Below are 2,014 nucleotides of genomic sequence, written 5' to 3' on the forward strand. Positions count from 1 at the left end.
GCATATAAAGTTTTGACTAACTCCTTTTGTTCATCGCTAAGTTTTTCTGGTCTACCTCCTTGACGACCTCTTGCTCTCGCAGCCTCAAGTCCAGCCATAGTTCGCTCTTTAATTAAATTACGTTCAAATTCAGAAAGCGCTCCAAATACATGAAACATAAATTTTCCAGAAGGAGTTTCAGTATTAATAGCTTCTGTTACGCTATGAAAACCAATTCCCTTTTCTTCCAGCTTACTTACATAAGAAATAAGGTGTTTGAGAGATCGCCCTAACCTATCCAATCGCCAAACAACTAAAACATCTCCTTCTCTAAGAAAATTTTCGACTTTTTCTAATCCAGGGCGTTCGGATACTGAGCCACTAATTTTATCCGTAAAAATTTGCTCACATCCTGCCTTTTTTAATTCATCAAGTTGCAAGTCTAAATTTTGTTCATGTGTTGAAACTCTAGCATACCCTACTCTCATTATTATTCCTGCTGTTCGAAAAGCCTAAATGAATAGATTAAAATGAACTTTGATTAATGTATAGGGTTTTTGAACTGGTTTTCGTGGTGAATTACAAATTTTTGAATAGCAAAAATTAGGCGTTCGCAAACCCATCGTTTTATGAATTGGAATTATTTAAAAAATCTACCATTATTTTCTTTCAACTCGTTGCTAGTAAATGCCAACGAGTTGTCTATAAAAAATCCACTGTGGGGATTTTGTGGGGATGGCATGCTTCCCACCCTGCTTTACTCTCAAAATAGTCAGCTCTTTACTTTCGCGTCTGCTTTGAATTATTAAATTCGCCGCATCCAATAAATTACTTAATTCTGCTTGAGAGTAATGAGTGGTGATTCGTCCAGAGCGATGCCCTAACAGATCCTGTCTATCCTCATAACTAACCCCTGCAGCTCTAAGTCCTCTCCCAAAGGTATGCTTCAAATCATGAACCCTTAAATCATTAAGATGCACCTTGCTACGCGCATTTCGCCATGCGGTATTATTCATCCGTGTAACCGATCGCCCCTTGTAAGAAAACACAAACTCAGGATGAACGCCTCTGACCTCATCAATGACCGCTTTTGCTTCATCATTAAGAATAACGAGTCGATCTTCTCCATTTTTTACTAACTGTCTTAACTCCCCATCACGGTTGATATAACTAGGAATGATAAAGACACTAGTTTTTAAACCGGAAACATATTTTTCCCATTCCCATCGAAGCTGGCAAATTTCTTGCTCTCTACAACCTGTATTCACTTTAAATCGTGCCATTTGGTTTAAGTGAGGTGGCAACGCTTCCAGTAATCTGGATTGCTCAGTCCAAGATAAAGGTAACGGGGCTCGTGCATCTTTAACTGGCAGTAATTTAATCTTGGGCGCAACCGAAAACCAAGTTTAACACCCCAGTTAAGGCGATAATGTACTTAACTGGAGATCTGGAAACGCAAGCTTCAGATGGCACCAACGTCACACAGGATATTCGTGGTTTGGCGGCAAATGAATCATTTGCTGATAATGAATGTTTATTTGATAACCAAGCTGGGGGGGTAAGAGCAGTTTAACCTCGCCAAACCAAAACTATTCTGAGCAAATCGACATTGTTCCTCATACAAGAACAATTAGAAATGCACGCGAACAAGTTCGGCTTATGGTTATTGATGGGTTTTCTACCTCCCGAATCAGAAGCTACTTGCGCGCGTGGTTGCGGTGGTGGGTGAGAACGAGTCAAAGCTGGAACCATCAATCCTTATTATCCCAATTCATTCATAGTTGTTATGATGCCAAAATAGTGGGTATTGCTATTGAGCTGCTCTTGGCTAATTACCGCGAATCTTGGGTACCTTTAGGCTTGATGGCTCAGTAAGATTTTCAAGAGACTGTGTAAGGTCCTTTGTTCTCACCCCATCAATGGCTTCTATAGCCGCTAAATCCACGCCGCCGGCAAACCCACCAGGCCCACCCTCCCACCGCGCTAGCTCCGCCTGCCCGAGCATAGCCCGTAATATTGCAAATGAAAAGCCCAA

At 41.1% G+C, this 2,014-nt stretch carries 3 protein-coding genes and 1 pseudogene; 1 reads left to right on the top strand and 3 read right to left on the bottom strand.

The features are described 5' to 3' along the window. A partial coding sequence (locus tag Lsan_RS19580) for a recombinase family protein (RefSeq protein WP_237762218.1) occupies positions 1–467 on the bottom strand: 467 nt, incomplete at its 3' end. A 192-nt stretch (positions 468–659) separates the two neighbouring features. Next, positions 660–1,385 (bottom strand): annotated as a pseudogene (locus Lsan_RS19585) (site-specific integrase); the annotation flags it as partial. 23 nt (positions 1,386–1,408) lie between these two features. Here Lsan_RS19585 and Lsan_RS22265 point away from each other — a divergent pair. Beyond that, the gene (locus Lsan_RS22265) at positions 1,409–1,552 is read left to right on the top strand and encodes a hypothetical protein (protein ID WP_157068328.1); all 144 of its coding nucleotides are present in this window, start codon (positions 1,409–1,411) and stop codon (positions 1,550–1,552) included. A gap of 255 nt (positions 1,553–1,807) precedes the next feature. Here Lsan_RS22265 and Lsan_RS22410 read toward each other — a convergent pair. Further along, the coding region (locus Lsan_RS22410) for a hypothetical protein (protein WP_162265628.1) at positions 1,808–2,014 on the bottom strand (207 nt) is incomplete at its 5' end.

It is taken from the genome of Legionella santicrucis (genome assembly GCF_001468135.1).
Classification (GTDB): Bacteria; Pseudomonadota; Gammaproteobacteria; order Legionellales; family Legionellaceae; genus Legionella; species Legionella santicrucis.